Here is a 21,209-nt window from a genome sequence, read left to right on the forward strand (position 1 = left end):
AGCGATCAGGGGGCCGAGTCCTCGCGGTCGTAGTCGCGCGGCACAACCACCATGGGAACCGGCAGCGCGCGCAGCACCTTGTTGGCCGTGCTGCCCAGGAACATGCGGTTCTTCTCAGCCAGGCGCGAGGAGCCCACGATGAGGATCTCGCCGTCGTCCCATTCGAGTCCGTCGATGGCCTCTTCAATGGTGCGGCCATGGGCCACGGCGACGCCGACCTCGTGACCGGCGGGTACCTTCCCCGATGCGGCCGTCAGGACGGTGTTCGCGTGGATGTGCGCGGCATTGATGGCCTCCCCGGCGTCACCGGCGGCGTCGAGCTCCACCAGCGATACCAGCCGTAGCGGCACACCCCGCCTCTTTGCTGCTCTGATGGCGGTTTCGATTGCGGCCTCGGCGCCGGCACGCTGCCCCACGGCCAGCGTCAGGCGGGTGACAGGTGCCGTCCGCTGGTAGCCGCGCGGCGCGAGTGCCACCGGAACGGGTGAGGCGTGCAGCAGCGCGTTGGCCACGGACCCGACGGCGTAACGCTTGAACAGGCCGGCGCTGGCGGCGCCCACGGCGATGAGTCCCGCCTCGAACTCCACCGCCGCATCGATGAGCCCCCCTGCGAAGGAATCGGCCTCCCGCACATGGAATTTCGCGGGCAACCCCTGCGGAACGAGGGCCAGGCCCTCCCGTTCTGCCGTCAGCACCTCCTGCTCCGCGGCGCTGACCCGGCTGCCCTCCGGGTTTAGGGCCACGTACGGCGTGCCCGGCTTCACCACGTAGACCAGATCCAGTTCGGCGCCCTGGGCAAGTGCCAGTGACGTGGCCAGGGCGACGGCGTCTGCCCCCCGCTCTGTGGGTGTGTAACCGACTACGTATCGCATGCTTGACCCCTCTTTGGGTAGTGCAGACCGGCGCCCGGATCGCGGCGGCGCTCACCGGCCTGCGGCGTGAAGTGCAGTGGTGAGGATGACTCTACAGCGGTGCTCGCGGCGGTGGGCGGGAACGCAACGGGAGTACGACGGCGGCGAGAACGACGGCGGGCCGGGCACCTTTTGGTACCCGGCCCGCCGTCGTCGTACGTCCCCCGCGCGAACGGACAGTTAAAGCCCCGTTTGCGCCCTGGCGAGGGGCCTTAACTGTACGTTCGCGCTGAAAGCGGCTGGGGAACTTAGGCGTTGGCTTTGATGGCCGCGGCGAGCACCTCGAGGCCGTCCAGCAGCAGCTCGTCGCTGATCACCAGCGGCGGCAGCAGGCGGATGACGTTGCCGTAGGTTCCGCAGGTCAGGATGATGACGCCTTCCTTGAGGCAGGCGGCTGCAACGGCCTTGGTGAGCTCCGGGTTGGGTTCCTTCGAGCCGGCCTGGACCAGCTCGATCGCGAGCATCGCACCGCGGCCACGGATATCGCCGATCACCGAAACCTGGGTTGCGAGTTCGCGCAGCTTGCCGAGGGACAGTTCCTCGATGTGCTTGGCGCGGGCGTTGAGGTCGTACTCCTGCATGGAGCCGATGGAGGCAAGCGCGGCGGCGCAGGCCACCGGGTTGCCGCCGTAGGTGCCGCCGAGGCCGCCCGGGTGGACGGCGTCGAGCAGGTCCGCGCGGCCGGTGATGGCGGACAGTGGCATGCCACCGGCGATGCCCTTGGCCATGGTGATGATGTCCGGAACGATGCCCTCGTGGTCCACGGCGAACCATTCGCCGGTGCGGCAGAAGCCGGACTGGACCTCATCGGCGATGAAGACGATGCCCTTTTCCTTGGCCCAGGCGGACAGCGCCGGCAGGAAGCCCTCGGCCGGGACGATGAAGCCGCCCTCGCCCTGGATCGGCTCGATGATGATGGCGGCCACCTGGTCCCCGCCGATCTGCTTTTCGATCGCGGTGATGGCGCGCTTTGCGGCCTCGGCACCGGTAATTTCCGGGTTTTCTTCACGGAAAGGGTAGCTCATGGGCATGCGGTAGACCTCGGGCGCGAACGGGCCGAAGTTGGTCTTGTACGGCATGGCCTTGGCGGTCAGCGCCATGGTCAGGTTGGTGCGGCCGTGGTAGGCGTGATCAAAGGCGACGACGGCGTCCCGGCCGGTGGCCAGGCGGGCCACCTTGATGGCGTTTTCCACGGCTTCCGCGCCGGAGTTGAAGAGGACCGTGCGCTTCTCGTGGCTGCCCGGGGTGAGCTTGTTCAGCTGCTCGGCGACCGCGACGTAGCCCTCGTAGGGGGTGACCATGAAGCAGGTGTGGGTGAAGTGCTCCACGGCCTCCTTGACGGCACCGACGACGGCGGGATCGGACGCGCCGACGCTCGTCACCGCGATGCCCGAGCCGAGGTCGATGAACGAGTTGCCGTCGACGTCATGGATGATGCCGCCGTCGGCGTCTGCGACGTAAACGGGGACGCTTGAGGCGACGCCGGCGGCGACCACTGCCTTGCGGCGTTCGGTCAGGGCCACGGACTTGGGGCCCGGGAAGTCGGCCTGGACGCGGCGCTTCTGCTCGAGGCGGTAGGTGATTTCTGATGCTGTAGCGGTCATCGTGTTTCTTTCTTTACTGAACGTGGGTGGGCCCACGCCGGCAGGGTTCCCTGGCCGAGCGGAGCGAGGTTGGGGCGCCGGTGGGGAGAGCTCAACCAACGGGCTGGTCAGGCATCAAGGGCGGACATGACGTGCTTGATGCGCGTGTAGTCCTCGACGCCGTACATGGAGAGGTCCTTGCCGTAGCCGGACTGTTTGAAGCCGCCGTGGGGCATTTCGGCGGTGAGGAGAATGTGCGTGTTGATCCAGACCGCACCGAAGTCAAGATCGCGGCTGACCCGCATGGCCGTGCCGTGGTCGCTGGTCCAGACGCTGGAGGCCAGGGCAAACTCGACGTCGTTGGCCAGGTCCACGGCTTCCTGTTCCGTGCTGAACTTCTGCACGGTGATGACCGGGCCGAACGTTTCCTTCTGCACGATGTCGTCCGTCTGCTTGGCACCGGTAATGATGGTGGGCTCGAAGAAGAACCCCTTCTCGCCAACGCGGTGGCCGCCGGTTTCGATCCGGCAGTGCACCGGCAGCGAGTCCACCACAGAACTGACCGCCTTGAAGTGGTTGACGTTGTTCAGCGGACCGAAGTAGTTGTCCTCGTCGTTCTGGGAGCCAGTGTGGAGGGTCTTGGTGTGTTCCACCATGGCGGCCACGACGTCGTCGTGCACGGAGTCCTCCACCAGCACACGGGTGATCGCCGTGCAGTCCTGGCCGGCGTTGAAGAAGGCGAACTCGGCGATGGCGGCCGCGCTCTTCTTGATGTCGGCGTCCTTGAAGACGATGGCCGGGGCCTTGCCGCCGAGTTCCAGGTGGGCGCGCTTGAGGCCCTTCGCGGCACCCGCGGCGACGGCGATGCCCGCGCGGACGGACCCGGTGATGGACACCAGGCCAGGGACCTTGTGCTCCACCATCAGCGCGCCGGTCTCGCCGGTGCCGAGGATCACGTTCAGAACACCGGCCGGCAGGATGTCCCCGGCCAGTCGCGCCAGCACCAGGGTGGATTCTGGCGTCGTGTCGGAGGGCTTCAGGACCACGGTGTTGCCCGCTGCGAGCGCGGGTCCGATCTTCCAGATGGCCATCAGGAACGGGTAGTTCCAAGGCGCCACCTGGGCCACGACACCGATCGGCTCGCGGCGGACGAAGGAGGTGTGGCCCTCAAAGTATTCGCCGGCGGACTTGCCTTCGAGGATGCGGGCGGCACCGGCGAAGAAGCGCAACTGGTCGGCGCCGGCCGCCACTTCCTCGGACGCGATCAGGGAACGGACCTGCCCGGTGTTGCGGTGCTGGGCATCGACGAGTTCGTCGCGGTTGGCCTCGATGGCGTCGGCGAGCTTGAGCAGCATGAGCTGCCGCTGCCCGGGGGTCACGTGCTTCCAGGTCTTGAAGGCGTCTTTGGCGGCGGTCATGGCGGCGTCGACGTCAGCCTCCACGGATACGGGCGACTTGGCCACGACGTCACCGGTCACGGGGTTCACGATGTCCAGCAGGCCAGTGCCGGCAGGCGTGACAAACTCGCCGTTGATGAAGTTCTGCAAGGTTTGAACCACGGTGTACAACCTCTTTCGTCCTGAATAGTGTGATGCGGCTGACTCGAGCCTATGCCAGCCCGACACCGCGGGGAATAGCCACCTGCACACCCGTGAAGCGGGGCTTTAGTGCGATCGGCCAGCCTCCCGCTACCCTTGATCCATGGCAATTTCCCTCGCGGCGCTGCTGGCCGTGCAGTCTCTAGGGCTCAAGAAATCCAGCCTCGCGGAGACCACTTCGCACCAGGACATCCGCTGGGTGGCGGTCACCGAACTGGAGGACCCGCAGCGCTTCCTCAACGGCGGCGAACTGGTGCTGACCACCGGACTGCGGATGAAAAGTGCGCCCGAACAGCGCCGCTTTGTCCGCCAGGTCCAGCGCGCCGGCGCCGTGGGGATCGGGTTCGGCGTGGGACTCTCGCACGACGCCGTTCCCCCGGCTTTGGTCGCGGAAGCCAACCGCTGGGGGCTACCGGTGGTCGAGGTGCCATACGGCACTCCGTTCATTGCGATCAGCAAGCTCGTGGCCGACGCACAGTCCGCGGACCACTACTCGAAGCTTGAGCGTCTCATTGCCGGGCACCAGATCTTGGCCCGCGCACTGCTGACGGGTGGCGGACTGGCTGAGCTCCTGCGGCACCTGGGCGGCATGCTCCGCACCGAGATCGCGCTCACACAGTTCACCGCCCAGCTGTACAACAGCGGCAGCGAGCCGCCATCCGCGGACTCCTGGACCACGTACCCCATCCCCACCGGGCGCCGCGATGCCTGCACGCTCTGGGTGAAGCAGCCGTTCGAGGATTCCGGCATCATCGGCTACGCGCAGAACCTCATCAGCGTGGAGCTCAACAACATGGTTAAGCAGCGCCAGGCCGAGAGGGCTCTGTGCGGGCAGGTGCTCGAGGACGTGATCCACGGGACCCTGGATCCCAGCGAGGCACAGCGCCGTCTCGCCGGGACGGGCATCAACAGCACGCGCAAGAATGTGGTGATTCTGGCCGGCTCCGAGGCGCACCACAAGCAGCTGGTCAGTTCCTCACTGCCGCAGGCGTTGGAGAACGCGGTGACCGCCGTCGTCGGAAAAGATCTGGTCACCGTGGTGCCCGACGACGGACGCGGCGCCACAGTCATGGCCAGGAGCCTCAGCGACCACCTCGCCGAGGCCGGGATCCACGCCACCATCGGGATCGGCGGTGCGTACACCAAGCCGAACGGCCTGCGCTGGAGCTACTTCGAGGCGCGCGATGCAGCCAGCCACGGGTTGCCGGTGAATGAACCCGAGCGGCTCAGCCTGACCTCCCTGCTCCTGGCGAGCGAGGACGTGCCGCTGGCGGACATGGCCAACGAGTCACTGGACCCGCTCCGTAGCTTCGATGCCGCCCATGGGGCCGAGCTGATGGCCACGCTGGAGAGCTACCTGAACAGCAATGGCTCGGTTGCCGCCGTCGCCGAGGCCCTCACCCTTCACCGCAACACGGTCCGCTACCGGCTGGCGCAGATCACCGAACTCACCGGGTACGACCCCTCCGTCACCGCGGACCGGGTGCAGCTGTGGCTGGCCCTGGCGGTCGCCCGGCTCGGGGCGCGGCACTCCGGCTGAGTCAGGTCACTGCGCGGCACACAGGCTGAGCCGGCCTGCCGCCCTGTCCTAGGGACCGCCCTTCAAGCGGATTCGCGGGCAAAGGCATCCAGCCGGGTTGCAAGTCCAGCCGGGTTGCTCAGGGCGACCAGGTGCCCGCCCGGGATTTCGTCAATCCCCAGGCCAAGCCGGGTCCGGACCACGCGGCGCTGAAAGTCCACGGGGAAAAAGCGGTCATCGTGGCCGATCAGGACCCTCGTGGGCACGTCGGGCCAGCGGTCGATCTCGCAGGGCTGCCCGAAGGGCGTGTCGGATGGCCCACGTTGCTCGCCGGCGCCTGCAGCGATTACTTCGGCGGGAACGTCGTGCAGGAAGTGCACGCGTTCATCGAAATCGCCGCTGCGTCCGTTCAGCCTGTCATTGAGCTCGCGTGCCTGTGGCTGGCCGGTGGCCTCCCACCACTCACCGGGTGTCTCGCCCGGGAGCGGCACCATCGGATTAAGCAGGACGATCAGCTCCACGGGCACGCGCCCTGCAACAACCGGTGCCGTGAAGGCGCCCATCGACTGGCCCACGAGAACCACATCGCGCTGATCATCAATATTCGCGACGACGGTGTCGGCGTAGTCGCGCAGGCCCAGGCGGGGGTCGTCCTCGCGGATGTCGACCGCAATGGCCCGGTGCCCCAGCCGTTCCAGCTCCGGAACCAGCCGGTGCCAATACCAACCCACTCCCCCGGCGCCCGGGACAAGAACGAAAGTGCTCACGCGTCCTCCTGCCATGTGTCGCTTAGGTGGAGTTTCCGCCCCAGGCCCCGCTCAGCCAGGACTGCTCAGCCACCGGCCGCCGCTATCCCACTCCGCGCCGGACCAGCTTCCGGGACTTCCGGTGCGCCTTGCGGTACTTGGTTTGGGCTTTGGCGGCGTTCTTCTGCTCCCGCTTCAGCAGCGAGCCGTAGGCGGCAGCTACCGGTTCCGGCAGGTCCGGGCCGCCGGCCAGCTTACCCAGGAAGATCCGCGCCATCACACTGTCGTGGTGGTCGCCGAGGATCTTCTGCTGCTTGTGCGCGGCCTTGGCGAGCCTCGTGGCACGCTTTCCGAAAACGGGATCGACGGTCTCGGCGGCGTGGCGCAGCCGTTTGGCGTCCTTCCGCACCTGGTGCAGCGCGGTTTCGTGCGCCGTAGCGTCTTTCAGCTCCATGCCGGGCCTTTCGCCGGCGCCGTCCTTGGCCCGCAGAGCCGCCGCCTTGTGGGCACGGCGCAGCCGTTTGACCGGCTTGCCCACCAGCTTGCGGGCGGCCTTGCGTGCGGGCGCCGAAGCTGCCGGCCGGACCGGTGGGTGATCACGGAAGTCTTCGAGGTCGTCGAGGAGGCGGAAGTAGCGGTCAGTCAGGAGCACCTCCTGCGTCTTGCGGTAACCGGCGTCCAGCCTGGTGCCCAGCTCCCGCTCGATCCGCCGCTTCACGTCGTCGGCCGGCTCCCCCGGCGGAAGCTTGCCGGTATGCGTCCGCAGCCGCTCCAGCATGACTTCGGCGTCGCGGGGCGTACCAAGGATCCGGCCCAGCCACTTGAGTTCGTCGCGTAGCCTGCCCACGGCGCCCCGGCCGTAGAGCTTCCGGTAAACCGCCAGGACCGACCTCACGCGACGCGTGGCCGAACGCATCGCATGGACCGCATCCGGCTCCTCCAGCCGCACCCGCGCGTCATTGGCCAGGATTTCGCTGATCTGCCCGTCCAGGTACGCGCTGACGACGGCGGACGCCGGCCACTTCTTGCCCGGTTTCCTACCGCCGGGCTGCTTTACGCCGCCTTCAGTTGCTGCCGTGCCATCAGGTTCGGCCGGGCCGGGAGCTTTCGGCGCGGCCTCGCCCAGTGCGCGGCGCAGCTTGGACTCGTGCGCCGACGGCCGGGCACCTGCGGCGGACAAGACTTCCGCGGCCGCTGCGAACACCTCCGGCTGGCCGTGAACCAGCTCGAGTTCCCATTCGCGCCACTGCTGCTCCCGGCCGGCGGACTCAGCTGCCGGTTTCTGGCCCGCGCCCTGAAGAAGTTCGGCGTCCACGGTGTCATCGGCAAAGTCGGCGAGGTGCACGCCATCATCCCCGTACAGGGCATGGGTGGTGCGCCGCGTGTTCAGGCGGGCCACGGGCACGGGATCCGATCCGCGGAGGTAGGCGTGCAGGTGGGCCAGCAGTTTCCCGGGAACGACGTCGGCCTGGCCCAGCGGGGCGTGGATCTCCCGGCGGGCTCCCGGCGCCTCTTCCGATGCGCGTCCGGCGCCCGCCGCGGGCTCCGGTGCCAGCTTTACATGCCAGCCGGCGTCAGCACCGCCGCTCCTGCGCCGCAGCGTGATGCGGCGGGAGGCGAGAACCAGATCCTCCGTGTCGAAGTAGACGGCTTCCAGTTCAGCATCCTGCGGCTCGCCCACGCGGCCCACGCCTGGGATGGCGGCGAGGTCGGGCAGCGCCGCATCGGCGCCGACGTCGTACTTCTTCTCTGTTTCAAGGCCTTCGGCAGTCATGGCCGGACGGCGTCCTTTCCCCTTGCCGGGTCCCTGCGCGTGCTGCGCCTGCTGGCCTGAGTCTATGCCCGGGCCGGAAGGGCCCGCGAGAGGTTCCCCACAAAAGTCTAGACATCAAACGTCAAACGTCTAACGTTAAGGGATGGCGACCACTTCCTCAGCACCTCCCACCACGGCCACGTACCCCGCCAAGCCGCGCACCGCCGTCGTGGCCGCCGTTATTGCCCTGGTCCTCATCGGCCTGAACCTGAGGGCCGGTATCACCGGCGCCTCAGCGCTGCTGCACGACTTGCAGCAGGTGCTGGGCTACGGGCCGCTGGTCGCCTCGCTGATTCCCTCTATTCCCACGCTGTGCTTCGCCCTGGCCGGTGCCGCGACATCATGGCTGACCGGGAAGCTCGGCGCCGAGAAGGCCATTCTGCTTTCTCTCGGCATGCTGGCAGGCGGGCTGCTGCTCCGGGGCATTCCCACCACCGGAATGCTGGTGGTGGGCACGGTGGTTGGGATGTCCGGCCTTGCTGTCTGCAACGTGTCCATGCCGTCCTTCATCCGGGAGCACTTTGCCGCGCGCACTTCGCTTATGACTGCCGTCTACACGGTAACCATGACCAGCGGCGCCACCGTCATGGCTGTAGTCGTGGTTCCGCTGTCGCAGTTGCTCGGGTCGCCGTCGGCTGGACTGGGCACCATCGGGATCCTCGCCCTGTCCGCGTTTCTGGGTTTCCTGCCCGTGACGCTGCACGCCCACCGCAACACTGCCCGGAAAACAGCCGGACACATCTCCCCGTGGCCGCTGCTGCGCACCAAGACCGGGCGGCTGCTCACCGGCATCTTCACCCTGCAGGCGCTGCTGGCCTACGCGCTGCTCAGCTGGTTCCCGTACATGCTCACCACCATGGGCCTCAGCGCGGCGGACAGCGCCCTCATGTTCGGCGTCATGCAGCTGGTCTCGGTACCTGCCGGAATGGTGCTGATCGCCATCGGGTCCCGGCCGCGAATGCTGCGCCCCGCCGTCTACCTGGCTACCCTCACAATGACGGCCGGTATCGCCGCGCTCCTCTTCCTTCCCGTGTCGCTGGCCATCCTCCCGGCGGTGCTGCTGGGCTTCGGGCTGGGCATCTTCCCCCTGGTGATGGTGATGATCAGCCGCAGCGGCCGGAGCACAGCCGAGACCACCGCGCTGTCCACGCTGGCCCAGTCCACCGGCTATCTCCTGGCCACCGTCGGGCCGTTCGGCATGGGCCTGCTGCACAGCGCGACGGGGAGCTGGACACTGCCGCTGGCGTTGCTCCTGGTCATCGCCGTGGTGCAGATCGTCGTGGCACACCTGCTCAGCAGCCGCCGGGCTTCCGGAGTCAGCGCCACTGGCACCGGCGCTGCCGGAGCCAACGCTGCCGGAATGAAAGAATAGGACGCCATGACCCTGAGCACGTCGCACCGCCCGCCGCTGGCGGAGGAAGTCACCGCCAAACTCCGCGAAATGATCCAGACGGGCGAGTGGCCGCTGCAGCAGCGCATCCCGTCCGAAACGGAGCTCATGACCGGACTGGGCGTGTCCCGCGGGACGCTCCGGGAGGCGGTCAAGGCGCTGGCCCACAGCGGGATGCTCGAGGTCCGCCGCGGCGACGGAACCTACGTCCGTGCCACCAGCGAAATCTCGGGGGCCGCGCGCCGGCTGTACAGGGAGCACACGGACGAACACGTCCTGGAAGTCCGCGTGGGGCTCGACACGCAGGCGGCCCGCCTTGCCGCCCGGCATGCAACGGCCGACGACGTCGCCGCCATGCGCGTGCTGCTCGCGGAGGGTGAGGATGCCTGGCGGGCCGAGGACTTCGCGCGCTGGGCCCGCGCGGACTGGGGCTTCCACGAGCGGGTGGCACAGGCCTCCGGCAATCCGCTCCTGCACGAGCTTTATGTCAGCTTCGGCGACGTGTTTCATGCCGACCTGCTGAAGCAGCACCGGCGCCCCGGCTTCAACGGACTGCCGCAGGCGGGCCACGGAGAGCTCGTGGATGCCATCGAAGCACACGACGGCGAGGCGGCCGTGGCCAGCGTGCACCGGAACCTCAACTCCTGCGCGGAGTGGCTGCGGGAGTAACGGGCTTTCGCCCGAACAGGGAACATCAGTAGGTTTACTAATCAAGGCAGTTGACTGATTGCCCTGATGAGTAGGAGTTCCCATGGCCCGAACAGCCCGACTGTCCGAGCAAGATCCACCCCAAGAGCTCGCGTCCGGTCCGCTCCTGCGCCGCAAGGCACCCGGGCAGCCGGACCACAAACCGCCCCGGGAGCTGTGGTCCGACAACCTGGGCAGGGTGGGGATCCGGTGCGCCCAGGTCCTGCTGGTCCTTGCCGTGGCAGCCGTGTCCGTGTACGGACTCCTGCAGGTCCGGCTGCTGGTCATTCCCGTGCTGATCGCACTGATCCTTGCCGCCGCCATCGGGCCGTTCGTCAACCTGCTGCGGCGCCGGGGACTGCCCGGCGGGGCCGCCACGGCCGTGGCATTCGCGGCCCTGCTGCTCCTGCTGGCCGGCGTCGGCACCGTAATCTACTTTTCTGTCCGCAGCCAGTGGGGCGAGCTGGTCCAGCAGGCCTCCGAGGGGCTCGACGAACTTGAAAGCTTCCTCCTCTCCGGCCCGGTCCCCATTGACCGCGAGCAGCTGAACCAGGCCCGGGAAGGCGCCGTCCAGTTCGCCACGAGCAGCCAGGTCCGGTCCGGCGCCATCACCGGCCTGTCGGTGGTGACGGAGTTCCTGGCCGGCGCGAGCCTCATGGTGGTGATCCTCTTCTTCTTCCTCAAGGACGGCTCGAAGATCTGGAACTTTCTCCTGCGGCCCTTCTCCGGGGAACGGGAAGCCAGGATGCGGCGTGTGGGCAAGCGGACCCTCGAGGTGCTGGGCGGCTACGTCCGAGGCACAGCCATTGTGGCACTGGTGGATACCGTGGCCATTGGCGCAGCGCTGCTCATCATGCAGGTGCCGCTAGCCATTCCCCTGGCCATCATCGTCTTCATCGGCGCCTTTGTTCCGCTCGTGGGAGCCACCGTGGCCGGAATCCTGGCAGCCTTGGTGGCCCTCGTCGCCAACGGTCCGGTGGTGGCGCTGATCGTGCTGGCAGTGGTCATCGCGGTCAACCAGCTCGAAGGCGACCTGCTGCAGCCGATCGTCATGGGCAAGTCATTGCAGCTCCACGCCCTCGTCATCCTCATGGCGCTGACGGCGGGCACCATCCTGGCTGGCATCATCGGGGCCGTCCTGTCCGTGCCGCTGGCGGCCGTGACGTGGGCGATTATCCAGGTGTGGACGGCCGAGGACCCCCACCTCCAGGACATGAACCCCGACCTGCCGCCGGCGGACAGCCAGCCCACGTAAGCACCCCGCTTCAGTGGAGCTGATCCGCGCACGACGGCGGCCGGGCACTTTAGGTGCCCGGCCGCCGTCGTGCGTTACTGCCTAGAGTCCGTTATCGTCCTAGGCGGACGCCGTCAGCGCAGCCCCTTGACGACATTCTTGGGCCGCTGCATCTCTCCGTGCTTGGCGCCAAGGACGATGACAGAAGCGGCGAAGGCGGGGATGGTCCACTGCAGCACCTTCAGCTGCTTCTGCGCCGACTGCAGTTTCGTGGAAGAGCCGGGCCGTGGCTCGGTGGCACCTTCGGCACCCTCTTCGGCCAGCTTGTCCACCTTCTTCCCCAGCGAACCCGCATACAGGGTGACCGCTGCCCCCGCTACGGTGACGGCCGTCTTGTAGAGGGTGTCCCGGGCCACGCCCTCCTGGCTAGCGATCCTGTCCTTGTTTTCCAACGCGATGAACAGGTCTGCCAGCAGGTGGGTAGCGAAGGCGGCCGTCTGGACCGGCGCCCACTTCATCCAGCCGCGGCTCGAGAGGCGCGTGCGCTCGGCAGGGTCCTTCGCCTCCGCGGTTGCCCCATTGAGGCCGACCGCCCCCATCAGCGAGCCGCCAAACCAGGCCGCTGCCGTGAGGTCATGAACAGACCGAGCAAAAAGATTTCCAGCCATGATGTCCTTCCTAATACGAGAGGTTCAATCCGGAACAGTGGCTGCCGGGGGCCCTGGGTCCAGGTGCCCGCCAGCCGTACCAACGACATGGTCCCCATATGGTAAGCACACTTACTAACGTTACGGTAGCCCGTAATATCAATAGTTCTGTGCGTAAAATCAAGGCCATGGGATCAACAGGAACACTGTTTGGCTGGGCATTCGGCGACTCCGAACGCGAGGACGACCAGGTGTACGTGGACGGGCTGAAGGGCGAGGCGCTGGCGAACGCGACGCAGGCCGCGAAAAGCAAGGGCTTCGATGTCGAGGCGGGCTCGGAAGTATTCACCGTCCTCAGCGCCGGCGACGCCCTCGTCGACATCGACACGGCGCCCGACGACCTCGTAGTGCGCTGCACGGTGAAACTCGTGGGTGAGGGCGCCGAGCGCCTTCACGCGGAAGGGCCGATGAACGGCTGAACGCCGTACGGCAAAACGCAGGACGGCTAAGCGGGAACGGCTACCGGAGGGCACTACGGACAACGACTCGACCATCAGCGAGGCGGCCGACGCCGCGGAGGCTGCATCGAACCACAAGGCGCTCGACGTCGTCGCGCGTTCGGGTTTCGCTGTGATGGCCCTGCTGCACATCATTCTCGGCGCGATAGCGATTGCCCTGGCCCTCGGCCATCCAGGGGAAGCCGAGCCCACCGGCGCCATTGAGCAGCTGGCCGCCAACCCCTGGGGCCCGGTAGTCATGTGGGCCTGCCTGATCGGGTGCGCGGGGCTTTCCCTCTGGCAGCTGAGCGAGGCCACACTCCGGGCCCGCCGCCTGCCGCGCAAGGAACGGATCGGGAAGCTGATCTCCTCCGGTTTCCTCGCGATCGCCTATGGAAGCGTCGGGCTCAGTTTCGGCGGCTTTGCGGTGGGGCTGCGCGGCGACTCCGGCGAATCAACACGGGACGTGAGCGCGGCCCTGCTCAGCAACCCCTTCGGCGGCGTGATCCTCAGCGCCCTCGGCCTGACCGTCATCGGCGTGGGCATCTACTTTGTGGTGAAGGGCCTCCGGCGTGGCTTCAAGGAGGAGCTCTTCCACTTTGACGGTACCCGCCGGGGCAAACTCATCGACTCCCTGGGCGTGACCGGACACGTCGCCAAAGGCATCGCTCTGTTCCTTGCCGGGCTGCTCTTCGCCATCGCGGCTGCGAAGCACACCCCCGAAGAATCCACCGGCCTCGACGGCAGCCTGAAGGCACTGCGCGACCATGCGTACGGGCCCTACCTGCTGTTGGCCATCGGCGCAGGCTTCATTTGCTACGGAATCTTCGCCCTGGTGCGGTCAAAGTTCGGCAGGATGTAGCCATCGGAAGGGTCCAGTCATGGGAAGGCGACATATGAAAAGACGATTCAGTGGCGATCCGGGCGGGGCGCCACAACGGACGTCCAGCCGGGCGGCCAACCGGGCGGCCGACCTCGCCGGGCGCGGATTCGCGGCGGCATTCCGTGCGATCAAGGCAGTGCGCCCCGTCCGCCCCATCCATCCGCGGGGCATCAGCCTGGTGGGGGAACTGAACCTCACGGGCGCCGCGGGCCGAGCAGCGGCAGGTCTTCCGGCGGCCAGCGGAATCGCCTGGCTCGACGACGCCGGGACCTGCCAAGTACGCGGGCGGTTTTCCCGCTCGGTCGGCCTTCCCGAGTCGCTGCCGGACATCCTCGGCCTGGCGCTGCGGACTTCGGGCCCATCCGGTGCTGCCGGCGCCAGCGGCCCATCCGGTGCTGCCGGCGCCGGTGACATCCCCGACGTCGGCGACAGTGCCGACGTCGGGGATGTCCTGTTTGCTTCGACCGGCTGGGGCGTGCCGGGCCGGTGCATGCTGCTGCCGAAGCTGGACGTTGGCACCGCCAGGTTCACCACGCTGATGCCCTATAAGGGCGCCAACGGCCCCGTCCTCTTGGGGCTGCGCACCCTGTCATTACCCGGGCGTGCGACCGGCAGGGCGGACACCCGAGGCAACTTCAAGGAGTCGCTGGCCACCGGAGACTGGACCTTGGCGCTGCACTACGCCACCCCGGCTGGCAGGTGGGTGCAGGCCGGTGTGCTGCACCTGAGGGCCGCTGCTCACGACGCCGGGCACACCGACAGTGCGGAAACGGACAGTGCGGAAAGGGACAGCGCGGACACGGACAGTGCGGACACGGCCATCCGGTTCGATCCGCTGGAGCATCCCCTGCCCGGTGCCGGGACCTATCTCTGGGCCCGCCAGCTCCGGGAGCGGTCGTACCGGGCCGCCCGGCGCCCCTCTCCCCACATTATTGGCGCCCCGGATCCCGCCGGGTTCACAGCTGCAGACCGGAACTCCGCCACCAGGCGCCAGGGTTCGGCCGACGAAAGGAACACCATGTCAACCGTCACGCAGGTCTTCAATTCGCCGGCATCGGCAGTCTGGAAAGTAATCGCGGATGGCTGGCTCTATTCCGGCTGGGTGGTGGGCGCCTCGAGAATCCGCTCGGTGGACGCGCGCTGGCCGGAAGTCGGTGCCCTGCTCCACCACTCCGTGGGCGCTTGGCCGCTGCTCATCAATGATTCAACCAAGGTGACGGCGGCCAGCCCGGGGCGGCAGCTGGAACTGATCGCACGCGGGTGGCCGCTCGGTGAGGCCAAGGTGATCATCACCCTCGAGGACCTGGACACACAGTGCCGCGTCACGATAGCTGAGGACGCGGTCCGCGGCCCCGGCCTGGCGGTTCCCAAGGCGCTGCGCGACCCAATGATCACGGTGCGCAACCGGGAAACGCTGCAGCGCCTCGAGCTCATGGCCGCCGGCGGCGCGGGAGCCCCAGGACCCAAAACGGGAGCTTGAGCGCGGGGGCTTAAAGCAACGCGAGGTCACTTAGCGCCCAATATTCCTTATGGAATGGGCGCTAAGCGACCTCGCGTTGTTAGGGAGAGCTGCCAAAAGCTAGACGCTGGCGGCAATCCCGTCGCGGGAGATGGAGACCATGTCCTCGCGCGGCACAACCTTGATGCGCTCACGCACAACCTCAACGCCGTGCGAGCCGCCGGCTGCGGTGGCCTCGGCGCCCAGGGCGAGTTCGTGGGCGTCCAGTGCGAGCCAGCCTTCCCAGGTGGTGTATTCCACGCCGCGGCTTTCGAGCAGGTCGACGACGGCGCTGGCAGCAGGTGCCTCGGCAACCGGCAGGTTTTCGCGGTCTTCCAGCAGGAAGGTCACGGTCTCGAGGGCATCGCCCTTGGTGTGGCCGATCAGGCCGACCGGTCCGCGCTTGATCCAGCCGGTGGCGTAGATGCCCGGGACGTGCTCGCCGGAGGCGTCCAGGACGCGGCCGCCGGCGTTCGGGACAATGCCCTTCTTGTGGTCGAACTCGATCTCCGGCAGGGCGGAACCGAAGTAGCCGATGGCGCGGTAGACAGCCTGGACCGGGTAATCGATGAATTCGCCGGTGCCACGGGCGTTGCCAGTGCCGTCCAGTTCCGTGCGTTCAAACTTCATGCCGCTGACGCGCCCGGGGTTCTCGGCGTCGTCGTAAATTTCCACCGGGCTGTGCAGGAAGTGCAGGTGCAGGCGGCGGGAGGCCTTGAGCTCGGAGACGTCCTCGGGCTGCTCGGCGATCCAGTTGGTGAGCGTTCCAACCATGGTCTTGATCTGGTTGTTGGTCTGGATCTGGCGGTCCGATTCCTCGTCGAACTCGAAGTCCTCCGGGTACAGGATGATGTCCACGTCCTTGGAGTGGGACAGCTCGCGCAGCTCCAGCGGGGTGAACTTGACCTGGGCCGGGCCCCGGCGGCCAAAGACGTGGACGTCCGTGACCGGAGAAGCCTTCAGACCGGCGTAGACGTTGTCCGGGATTTCGGAGACCAGCAGGTCGTCTGCGTGCTTGGAGAGGACGCGGGCCACGTCGAGGGCAACGTTGCCGTTGCCGATCACGGCGATTTCCTTGGCATCCAGCGGCCATTCGCGGGAAACGTCCGGGTGGCCATCGTACCAGGACACGAAGTCGGCGCCGCCGAAGGAGCCCTCGAGTTCGATCCCCGGGATGTTCAGGTCGGCGTCCTTGATGGCGCCGGTGGCGAAGATGACGGCGTCGTAGTGCGCCTTCAGGTCCTCGATCGAGAGGTCAGTGCCGTAGTCCACGTTGCCGAAGAAGCGGATGTCGCCGCGGTCCAGGACCTTGTGCAGCGCGTTGACGATGCCCTTGATGCGCGGGTGGTCCGGGGCCACTCCGTAGCGGATCAGGCCGTAGGGTGCCGGGTAGCGGTCAAAAAGGTCGATGCTCACGGTCAGCTCGCCGCTCTTGACGGCCTCGCTCTTGGTGAGGATGTCCGCTGCGTAGACGCCGGCCGGGCCGGATCCGATGACGGCCACGCGCAACGGGCGGGCGGCGGTTCCTACGGGGGTGCTGGTTGACACGGCTGTGTTCCTTTTCTTCGGTCCCACCCAACTGACTCGCACTTGTTGTCGTTTTGAGGGCTCATAACGGCAACAACTGCTAGTCAGTTGGGATTCGGGGGCTAGGGGGTGAGAACGCGGTTGGTGCGGGGCTTGTTGGGGCTGGTGGTGCTGTAGTCAGCGGTTTTGAAGTGCGACGGCGCGAAGGGGCTGACGCGGACAACGTCACCGATGACGATCACTGCAGGATTGGCGACCCCGGCGGCCTCGGCCTGGTCGGCGATGGTGCCGAGGGTGCCGATGGTGACGCGCTGGTCCGGCAGGTAGCCGTTTTCCACAATACCAACTGGTGTGTCACCGGGCAGACCGGCTTTGCCGAGGGCGGACGCGGATTCGCGCAGCTGGCCCACGCCCATGAGGAGCACCACTGTGTGGTCGGCGCGGGCCGGAACCTCGGACAGTTCCTCGTGGCCTGTGACAACGCTGAAGCCCTTCGCCAGGCCGCGGTGCGTGACCGGGATGCCGGCGGCCGCGGGGACGGAGATCGCGGAGGTCACACCGGATACCACTTCGACCTCGACGCCGTGCCGGCGGCAAAATTCTGCTTCCTCGCCGCCGCGGCCCAGGACGTAGGGGTCGCCGCCCTTGAGGCGCACCACGCGGTGGCCTTGAAGGGCTTCGTCGACGAGGATCCGGTTGATCTCGGCCTGCGGCACGGGGTGGTGGCCGGGGGTCTTGCCCACCTCAATGACGCGGACGTCCGGGGCAAGTTCGTTGAGCAGCTCACGAGGGCCGAGGCGGTCGGCAACTACGACGTCGGCCTGGCCGAGCAGCCGGCGGCCGCGGACGGTGATGAGGCCGGTGTCGCCGGGGCCGCCGCCCACGAGGGCCACCGATCCCCGGTGCGCGCGGCGGCGGCGCAGCGGCAGGTCGCCGGATTCCAGGGCCGTGGCGACGGCATCGCGCAGGGCCATGGCACGGCGCGGGTCTCCCCCGGCATTGACGGCGATCTTGACGTCGTCCACTTCGGCGACGGCGGGTGTCCAGGCGGCTGAGGATTCGTGGTCGGAGGCGTTGACGCACCAGACGCGCTGCGCCTCGGCGTCGGAAGCTACCCCGGTGTCCACGGCGGGATCGCCGGTGGCGGTCTGAACGAACCAGACGCCGTCCACGTCCTCGGACCGGTAGGCGCGGGGCTCCCAGGTGAGAAGGCCGGCGTCGGCGAGTTCGCGGAGCGCGGCGGTAGCGTCGGGGGCAACCACGGTGACGCGGGCACCGGCGTCGAGCAGGCCCTTCGCGCGGCGCGCAGCAACGCGTCCGCCGCCCACCACCAGCACGGGGCGGCCGAGGAGGCGCAGCGCCGTGGGGTAAATGTCCTGAATTGCCATGAATCAACGGTAGGGCTGTGTTACGGGCCCGGCCAACGGCACGGAAACACCAGTTCACGCAAGGTAACGCTGCGTCACATTGCCACCGGGTCTTGTATCCGACTGCTCCCGGTTTCAGGGCTGCCGTCGCGGGGCACTTTGGCGAGCATTTGAGCCTGTGGGTGCCCAACTCCCGGCGCGTCCAGTGTCAATCTGCCCAGTTTGGTCGCGGAGAAGGCATCTGAGCGAAAACAGGCAGCAGAAAGCCCGACGGCGGGAGTCGCCGTCGGGCTTTCGGGTTCAGTGCGGAGATGCTTAGCGGGTGCTGCCTGCCAGGAGGCCACGGCGCTGGAGCAGGCGCTTCTCGATCGGCGCGAACACCAGCAGCTCGATCAGGATGCCCACGGCCAGGATCAGGAGGATCGCGGACATCACGATGGTCATGTCGGCGAGGTCGCGGCCCTGGTTCAGCATGGAGCCGAGGCCGAAGCCGATCGTGCCGCCCACCGCGATGATTTCCGCGGCCATGAGTGAACGCCAGGAGAATGCCCAGCCCTGCTTGAGGCCGCTGAGGTAGCCCGGAAGTGCCGCGGGGAGGATGATCTGCACGGCCATCTGCAGCCTCGACGCGCCCAGGACGGTGCCCACGCTGCGGTACTGCGGCGGGATTTGGTCAACACCGGAGATCAGGCCGTTGATGATGGACGGGATGGCGCCCATGAACACCACGAAGTACACCGTGGCGTCGGTGAGGCCGAACCAGATGATGGCGGCCGGCACCCAGGCCACCGACGGCAGAACCTGCAGGCCGGAAATCAGCGGCCCGAACGCCCTGCGCAGCGGCGCCACCTGGGCCAGGAGCAGCCCAACCGGTGTGGCGATCACAACGCTGATCAGGAACCCCAGAAGCCCGCGCTGCAGCGACGTCCAGACGGCCTCCTGGAGCGACCCCTCAGCCCACAGCGTGCCGAACTGCTCCAGCACATCCATGGGGCCCGGCACCTGGTCGCGGCGCTTGAGGCCCAGCGAGACGTAGAACTGCCAGATGATGATCAGCACCACGACGGCGGCGATCGGCAGCAGGATCCGGCTCCAGTCGACGCGAACCTTGCGGACCGCATCCGATTGAAGCGAGTCCAGCCCGGATTCCAGCTCGCGCAGGTCCGCCGAGCCGGTTGAGGACCGGGTCAGCGCGGCGTGCACCTTCTCAGCTGCGCCGGGTGAGCTTGCCGAAACCGTGGTCTCGGCAGGCTCGACCAGCGGGGTTTCGGACTCGACGGGGACGGTGGCGGCATTCGGCGCGGTCGTCTCGGGCGACTCAGCCACGGGAGATGAGTTACTTGGCATGGCGGCGGATCTCCTCTCGCAGCCGGGCGGTGATGACCCCGGTCAGCTGTCCGGCAAGACCGGCGTCGGTACGGTGTTCTTCGGTGACTTCCCATTCCTGCACAACGCGGCCGGGCCGGGAGGACAGCAGCAGGACGCGCTGGCCCAGCCGGACCGCCTCGCGGACGTTGTGGGTCACGAAGACGATGGTGCGTCCGGTTTCCTTCCAGATGCGCTCAAGTTCGTCATGCAGCAGGTCGCGGGTGATGGCGTCGAGCGCCGCGAACGGCTCATCCATGAGCAGCAGCTGGCGGTCCTGTGCGAGTGAGCGGGCCAGGGCCACACGCTGACGCATGCCGCCGGACAGCTCATGCGGACGCCGGTCGGCTGCCTCGGCAAGATGGACCAGGTCCAGCAGTTCGGCAGCTTTCACGCGCCGCTCGGCCTTTCCGACACCGCGCAGCTTCAGCGCCAGCTCCACGTTTTCGCGGGCGGTGAGCCAGGGGAACAGGGCAGAGTCCTGGAACATGAAGGCGGCACCGTCGCTGGGCACCTCAAGGGCGCCCGACGTCGGGAGCTCCAGTCCCGCCATGATGTTCAGCAAGGTGGACTTGCCACAGCCGGATGCACCGAGGAGAGCGACGAACTCGCCCCTGCCGATGGTGGCGTTGACGTCGTCCAGCACCGGGGCACCTTCGCCGAAGCGCTTGCCCAGGTTCTCCAGTACGACTGGCATGGTCCCGTCCTTTGTTCGTGATGCGTTAAATACAGCGGCGCAGATGCGGGGCCGGGCTAATCCTGGCCCAGCCCTGCAGCTGTGGTTTTTTCCGTGGCCACTGAATTCAGCGCCCGGAGATCGAAGAGGCCGTTGAGGTCGGCCTGCTTGGTGGTGCCGGCATCGACGCCGTCCTGCAGCAGCTTCTTGTACGTTCCCGCCAGCGGGTCCACCGTAAACACGATGTTCTTCAGCGAGCGGTCAATGACGTTCTGCGCCAGTGCCTTGCCGGCGTCCTGTTTGAGGGCGGCGTTGACGACGGCGGACTTCTCGGCGGACGGGGTGTCATGGAGCCACTTCACGGCTTCAACATGGCCCCTGAGTAAGGCTTTCACGGTCTGCGGGTGCTCCGCGGCGAACTTCCTGTTCACGATCAGGATGGTGGTGGGGAACTCGCCCGGCTTGCCGGTCAGCGACCCGTCCCACAGGTCCTTCTCGTCCACCAGGACCTTCGCCCCGGCTTGCAGCACCAGACGGGAGGCCCAGGGCTCAGGCACCCACGCGCCGTCGAGCTTGCCGTCCTGGAACAGCTTCAGCGTCTGGGCGTTCTCGGTCGGGTTGATCGCGACATCCCCGTCGCCGTCGGGAGTGGTCTTGTAGCCCTGCTTGCCCAGCCAGGCGCGCAGCGCCACGTCCTGGGTGCCGCCGAGCTGCGGGGAGGCCAGGGTCTTGCCCTTGAGGTCCGCCGCGGTCTTGATTTCCGGCTTCACCACCAGCTGCGCGCCGCCGGAGGCCGCCCCGGCGATGACGCTGACGGACTCGCCCTTGCTTTTCACGAACGAATTGATGGCCGGATTCGGGCCGATGTACGTGGCATCGATCGCGCCCGCGTTGAGCGCCTCAATAGCGGCCGGGCCGGCGTTAAACACCTGGGTGCTGAGCTTGGTGTCGCCCAGATTCTTGGCAATGAGACCTTGCTTCACGCCTACGAGCGCCGGGGCGTGAGTGATGTTTCCGAAGTAGCCCAGCTTCAGCTCGGCAGCCGGGGTACCCGCCGCGTCTGGAGCCGCCGAGGCATTGGAATCCCGGGCCACAGCCGACGCGACAACCGCTCCGACACTGATCAGCAGGACCAGTCCGACGGCCAGCGCGACTTCCAGGGCGCGGCGGCGCTTGGGCGTCTGGCTTTCGCCTGCCACAATGCGGGTCATGCCCGGCCTGGAAGTACTCATGGATTCACCATAGGGACTGGCGTAAACACGGTTCAA

General features: G+C 67.5%; 18 protein-coding genes. 7 read left to right on the forward strand and 11 right to left on the reverse strand.

Annotated elements, in window-relative coordinates; all coding sequences use genetic code 11:
- Positions 1–5 precede the first annotated feature (5 nt).
- The 3 genes from QFZ33_RS19685 to QFZ33_RS19695 all read right to left on the reverse strand — a co-directional run bounded on the left by QFZ33_RS19685 (position 6) and on the right by QFZ33_RS19695 (position 4,053).
- On the reverse strand, positions 6–872 hold the full coding sequence (locus tag QFZ33_RS19685; RefSeq protein WP_307030183.1) for a universal stress protein: 867 nt from the start codon (positions 870–872) through the stop codon (positions 6–8).
- Between the two features lie 287 nt (positions 873–1,159).
- Positions 1,160–2,515: a 4-aminobutyrate--2-oxoglutarate transaminase gene (gene gabT / locus QFZ33_RS19690; RefSeq protein ID WP_307030186.1), complete on the reverse strand. Its 1,356-nt coding sequence runs from the start codon at positions 2,513–2,515 to the stop codon at positions 1,160–1,162.
- A 107-nt stretch (positions 2,516–2,622) separates the two neighbouring features.
- Positions 2,623–4,053 carry an aminobutyraldehyde dehydrogenase gene (locus QFZ33_RS19695; protein ID WP_307030188.1) on the reverse strand — a complete coding sequence of 477 codons (1,431 nt, stop codon included), beginning with the start codon at positions 4,051–4,053 and terminating at the stop codon, positions 2,623–2,625.
- A 142-nt stretch (positions 4,054–4,195) separates the two neighbouring features.
- Here QFZ33_RS19695 and QFZ33_RS19700 point away from each other — a divergent pair, with 142 nt between their 5' ends.
- Positions 4,196–5,632, forward strand: a complete 1,437-nt coding sequence (locus QFZ33_RS19700; RefSeq protein WP_307030190.1) for a PucR family transcriptional regulator — start codon at positions 4,196–4,198, stop codon at positions 5,630–5,632.
- A gap of 62 nt (positions 5,633–5,694) precedes the next feature.
- On the opposite strand, the gene QFZ33_RS19705 is transcribed toward QFZ33_RS19700, so the two are convergent.
- Together QFZ33_RS19705 and QFZ33_RS19710 are read right to left on the reverse strand one after the other, a co-directional pair.
- On the reverse strand, positions 5,695–6,378 hold the full coding sequence (locus QFZ33_RS19705) for an alpha/beta fold hydrolase (RefSeq protein WP_307030192.1): 684 nt from the start codon (positions 6,376–6,378) through the stop codon (positions 5,695–5,697).
- An 82-nt stretch (positions 6,379–6,460) separates the two neighbouring features.
- A complete protein-coding gene (locus tag QFZ33_RS19710) occupies positions 6,461–8,131 on the reverse strand; it encodes a CYTH and CHAD domain-containing protein (protein ID WP_307030194.1) in 1,671 nt (556 codons plus the stop codon).
- A 142-nt stretch (positions 8,132–8,273) separates the two neighbouring features.
- Here QFZ33_RS19710 and QFZ33_RS19715 point away from each other — a divergent pair, with 142 nt between their 5' ends.
- The 3 genes from QFZ33_RS19715 (at position 8,274) to QFZ33_RS19725 (ending at position 11,502) form a co-directional block, all read left to right on the forward strand.
- The gene (locus QFZ33_RS19715) at positions 8,274–9,542 is read left to right on the forward strand and encodes an MFS transporter (RefSeq protein ID WP_307030196.1); all 1,269 of its coding nucleotides are present in this window, start codon (positions 8,274–8,276) and stop codon (positions 9,540–9,542) included.
- A 6-nt stretch (positions 9,543–9,548) separates the two neighbouring features.
- Positions 9,549–10,229: a FadR/GntR family transcriptional regulator gene (locus QFZ33_RS19720; RefSeq protein WP_307030198.1), complete on the forward strand. Its 681-nt coding sequence runs from the start codon at positions 9,549–9,551 to the stop codon at positions 10,227–10,229.
- An 82-nt stretch (positions 10,230–10,311) separates the two neighbouring features.
- Positions 10,312–11,502: an AI-2E family transporter gene (locus QFZ33_RS19725; RefSeq protein WP_307030200.1), complete on the forward strand. Its 1,191-nt coding sequence runs from the start codon at positions 10,312–10,314 to the stop codon at positions 11,500–11,502.
- 113 nt (positions 11,503–11,615) lie between these two features.
- Here the strand turns inward: QFZ33_RS19725 and QFZ33_RS19730 are convergent, their stop codons facing one another.
- Positions 11,616–12,149, reverse strand: a complete 534-nt coding sequence (locus QFZ33_RS19730) for a hypothetical protein (RefSeq protein ID WP_307030202.1) — start codon at positions 12,147–12,149, stop codon at positions 11,616–11,618.
- Between the two features lie 167 nt (positions 12,150–12,316).
- Between QFZ33_RS19730 and QFZ33_RS19735 the strand changes: the two genes are divergently transcribed.
- The 3 genes from QFZ33_RS19735 (at position 12,317) to QFZ33_RS19745 (ending at position 14,988) form a co-directional block, all read left to right on the forward strand.
- Positions 12,317–12,607: a hypothetical protein gene (locus QFZ33_RS19735; protein ID WP_307030205.1), complete on the forward strand. Its 291-nt coding sequence runs from the start codon at positions 12,317–12,319 to the stop codon at positions 12,605–12,607.
- A gap of 154 nt (positions 12,608–12,761) precedes the next feature.
- On the forward strand, positions 12,762–13,487 hold the full coding sequence (locus QFZ33_RS19740) for a DUF1206 domain-containing protein (RefSeq protein ID WP_307031908.1): 726 nt from the start codon (positions 12,762–12,764) through the stop codon (positions 13,485–13,487).
- Positions 13,488–13,521: 34 nt separating this feature from the next.
- Complete coding sequence (locus QFZ33_RS19745; protein WP_307030207.1) at positions 13,522–14,988, forward strand: SRPBCC family protein; 1,467 nt, start codon at positions 13,522–13,524, stop codon at positions 14,986–14,988.
- Positions 14,989–15,087: 99 nt separating this feature from the next.
- Here QFZ33_RS19745 and QFZ33_RS19750 read toward each other — a convergent pair whose 3' ends face one another.
- The 5 genes from QFZ33_RS19750 to QFZ33_RS19770 form a co-directional block, all read right to left on the reverse strand.
- A complete protein-coding gene (locus QFZ33_RS19750) occupies positions 15,088–16,554 on the reverse strand; it encodes an FAD-dependent oxidoreductase (RefSeq protein WP_307030209.1) in 1,467 nt (488 codons plus the stop codon).
- 101 nt (positions 16,555–16,655) lie between these two features.
- Positions 16,656–17,921, reverse strand: coding sequence for a uroporphyrinogen-III C-methyltransferase (gene cobA / locus QFZ33_RS19755; protein ID WP_307030210.1), 1,266 nt, complete (start codon positions 17,919–17,921; stop codon positions 16,656–16,658).
- Positions 17,922–18,215: 294 nt separating this feature from the next.
- Positions 18,216–19,247: an ABC transporter permease gene (locus QFZ33_RS19760; RefSeq protein ID WP_307030212.1), complete on the reverse strand. Its 1,032-nt coding sequence runs from the start codon at positions 19,245–19,247 to the stop codon at positions 18,216–18,218.
- The gene (locus QFZ33_RS19765; RefSeq protein WP_111905086.1) at positions 19,237–19,962 is read right to left on the reverse strand and encodes an ABC transporter ATP-binding protein; all 726 of its coding nucleotides are present in this window, start codon (positions 19,960–19,962) and stop codon (positions 19,237–19,239) included. Before QFZ33_RS19765 ends, QFZ33_RS19760 begins: the two co-directional genes overlap by 11 nt.
- A gap of 56 nt (positions 19,963–20,018) precedes the next feature.
- A complete protein-coding gene (locus QFZ33_RS19770; protein ID WP_307030215.1) occupies positions 20,019–21,173 on the reverse strand; it encodes an ABC transporter substrate-binding protein in 1,155 nt (384 codons plus the stop codon).
- Between the last annotated feature and the right edge of the window lie 36 nt (positions 21,174–21,209).

Origin of the sequence: Arthrobacter globiformis (genome assembly GCF_030815865.1) — a bacterium.
Lineage (GTDB): Bacteria > Actinomycetota > Actinomycetes > Actinomycetales > Micrococcaceae > Arthrobacter > Arthrobacter globiformis_B.